Below are 3,457 nucleotides of genomic sequence, written 5' to 3'. Positions count from 1 at the left end.
TTCCGATCTATTTCGAGCGGACGTTTTGCTTCGAACGCGACGGCGGCGCGGGTCTTCATCGAACGGCTCTCCCCCAACGGCGAACAGACGGAAGTCGCTAGCACCGCCGTGCAGGGGAAGAAAGCGCACGTTGGACGCGGGTCGGCGCTGGGCGGATCGCCATGGCACCGGCCCTTTGCACGGGCGGGCTGCGGCGCGGCGCGGATGAGGCCTGGTTGCGGGAGCAGGATTTGAACCTGCGACCTTCAGGTTATGAGCCTGACGAGCTACCGGGCTGCTCCATCCCGCGTCACCGAGGTGATCGCTTGTGGCCTCAAGCCCAAAGAAAGACATTATGAATGGGTTCTGTTCGACACCGCGCGCATGCGCCTGCTGCAAAGCCTGGCGACGTCCTACTCTTCCGACGCTTGAGCGGCAGTACCATCGGCGCTGTCCGGTTTCACGGCCGAGTTCGAGATGGGATCGGGTGGGTCACGGACGCTATGGCCACCAAGCTATGAAGCAGGCGCATATGCGGGTGTGTTCTAAATCGATGCCGTGCACATTGTAATGATGACCAATTCAAAGGCGTCGCTTTCGATTATCCGCCACGATAGCGATCAGCGCTGTCGTTGATGGCGGGACTCTCAAGCATGAACAGAGCAATTAGGACCGGTTAGCTCCACGCATTACTGCGCTTCCACACCCGGCCTATCAACGTGGTGGTCTTCCACGGCTCGATGAAATCTTATCTCGAGGGAGGCTTCCCGCTTAGATGCTTTCAGCGGTTATCCCGTCCGTACATAGCTACCCTGCTGCACCATTGGCATGATGACAGGTCCACCAGAGGTACGTTCAACCCGGTCCTCTCGTACTAGGGTCAACTCCTCTCAAATTTCGACGCCCACGGCAGATAGGGACCAAACTGTCTCGCGACGTTCTGAACCCAGCTCACGTACCACTTTAATTGGCGAACAGCCAAACCCTTGGGACCTGCTCCAGCCCCAGGATGTGATGAGCCGACATCGAGGTGCCAAACAACCCCGTCGATATGAGCTCTTGGGGGTTATCAGCCTGTTATCCCCGGCGTACCTTTTATCCGTTGAGCGATGGCCCTTCCACGAGGGACCACCGGATCACTATGACCGACTTTCGTCTCTGCTCGACTTGTCAGTCTCGCAGTCAGGCGGGCTTATGCCATTGCACTCTAACAGACGGTTTCCAACCGTCCTGAGCCCACCATCGCGCGCCTCCGTTACTCTTTGGGAGGCGACCGCCCCAGTCAAACTACCCGCCACAGAGGGTCCCTGCACCGGATAACGGTGCGAGGTTAGACATCAGAAAACAACAGGGTGGTATTTCACCTATGGCTCCACGACAGCTGGCGCCGTCGCTTCAAAGCCTCCCACCTATGCTACACAGTTCTTTCCTAATGCCACTCTGAAGCTGCAGTAAAGGTGCACGGGGTCTTTCCGTCTAACCGCGGGTAGCCCGCATCTTCACGGGCAATTCAATTTCGCTGAGCATCTCCTGGAGACAGTGGGGAAGTCGTTACGCCATTCGTGCAGGTCGGAACTTACCCGACAAGGAATTTCGCTACCTTAGGACCGTTATAGTTACGGCCGCCGTTTACCTGGGCTTCATTTCGGAGCTTGCACCCCTCCACTTAACCTTCAGGCACCGGGCAGGCGTCAGACCCTATACGTCGTCTTGAAGCCGACTTAGCAGAGTCCTGTGTTTTTGCTAAACAGTCGCTACCCCCTGGCCTGTGCCCCCCATGAGTGCTTACGCATACATGGGGCCTCCTTCTTCCGAAGGTACGGAGGCAATTTGCCGAGTTCCTTCAGGAGACTTCTCTCAAGCGCCTTGGTATACTCTACCATCCCACCTGTGTCGGTTTAGGGTACGGTCTATACGGTGGGGCTATTTCCTGGAACCGCTTCGAAGCCCGACCAATCCGATAAGGTCGAACAACTTACGCGATCCGTCACACACCACCAGGTCACGGAATATTAACCGTGTTCCCATCGACTACCCCCTTCGGGCTCGTCTTAGGGGCCGACTTACCCTGCGCGGATTAGCCTTGCGCAGGAACCCTTGGGATTTCGGCGACAGGGCATCTCACCCTGTTTATCGCTACTCATGTCTGCATTCGCACTTCCGATACCTCCACGACCCATTACCAGATCGCTTCACAGGCTTACGGAACGCTCCGCTACCGCTCATCTTACGATGAACCCAAAGCTTCGGTACGTATCTTGAGCCCCGTTACATCTTCGCCGCAGGATCTCTTGTTTAGACCAGTGAGCTGTTACGCTTTCTTTAAAGGATGGCTGCTTCTAAGCCAACCTCCTGGTTGTTTTGGAAATCCCACATGCTTTCCCACTTAGATACGATTTGGGGACCTTAGCTGTTGGTCAGGGCTGTTTCCCTCTCGACGACGGACCTTAGCACCCGCCGTCTGTCTCCCGTACTATACTCGATGGTATTCGGAGTTTGGTTAGGTTTGGTACAGCTCGCGCCGCCCTAGCCCATCCAGTGCTCTACCCCCATCGGTAAACATACGAGGCACTACCTCAATAGTTTTCGCGGAGAACCAGCTATTTCCCGGCTTGATTGGCCTTTCACCCCTAAACACAGCTCATCCGACAACTTTTCAACGTTGATCGGTTCGGACCTCCAGTGCGTGTTACCGCACCTTCATCCTGGCCATGCCTAGATCGCCGGGGTTCGGGTCTAATGCATGAAACTGAAATCGCCCTATTCAGACTCGCTTTCGCTGCGCCTACACCTAACGGCTTAAGCTTGCTTCATACATTAAGTCACAGACCCATTATACAAGAGGTACGCCGTCACTCCTTAAAGAAGCTCCGACTGATTGTAGGCATTCCGTTTCAGGTACTGTTTCACTCCCCTCATCGGGGTGCTTTTCACCTTTCCCTCACGGTACTAGTTCGCTATCGGTCATGCACGAGTATTTAGGCTTGGAGGGTGGTCCCCCCATGTTCAGACAGGATTACACGTGTCCCGCCCTACTCGAGTCCTGAAGTCTCACGTTCGCATACGGGGCTGTCACCCGCTATGGCCGGCCTTTCCAAACCGTTCTGCTTGTTGAACTCCAGGCACTGGCCTGGTCCGCGTTCGCTCGCCACTACTAACGGAATCTCGGTTGATGTCTTTTCCTCCAGGTACTGAGATGTTTCAGTTCCCCGGGTTCGCTTTACCAAGGCTATGTATTCGCCCCGGTAATCCCCTCGTTCCAATTAACCCTGCATCCGGACACGTCCGAAGTCAGGATTAATTGGCAAGGGTGGGTTTCCCCATTCGGAAATCGTCGGGTCAAAGGTTGCTCACACCTCACCGACGCTTATCGCAGCGTGCCACGTCCTTCATCGCCTGTGCATGCCAAGGCATCCACGAAATGCCCTTACCTCACGCTTGAGAGTCCGCACCACCAACGACAGCGCTGGTGTTGGTT

General features: G+C 55.7%; 1 tRNA gene and 2 rRNA genes. All 3 read right to left on the bottom strand.

Annotated elements, in window-relative coordinates:
• Positions 1 to 212: 212 nt before the first annotated feature.
• The 3 genes from LC586_RS39290 to LC586_RS39280 all read right to left on the bottom strand — a co-directional run bounded on the left by LC586_RS39290 (position 213) and on the right by LC586_RS39280 (position 3,420).
• Positions 213 to 289 (bottom strand) — tRNA-Met (locus LC586_RS39290).
• A 90-nt stretch (positions 290 to 379) separates the two neighbouring features.
• Positions 380 to 494, bottom strand: a 5S ribosomal RNA gene (gene rrf, locus LC586_RS39285).
• 131 nt (positions 495 to 625) lie between these two features.
• A 23S ribosomal RNA gene (locus LC586_RS39280) occupies positions 626 to 3,420 on the bottom strand.
• Positions 3,421 to 3,457 lie beyond the last annotated feature (37 nt).

The organism is Nostoc favosum CHAB5714 (genome assembly GCF_020829495.1).
GTDB lineage: Bacteria > Cyanobacteriota > Cyanobacteriia > Cyanobacteriales > Nostocaceae > Nostoc > Nostoc favosum.
This window is presented reverse-complemented; position numbering and strand designations above follow the sequence as displayed.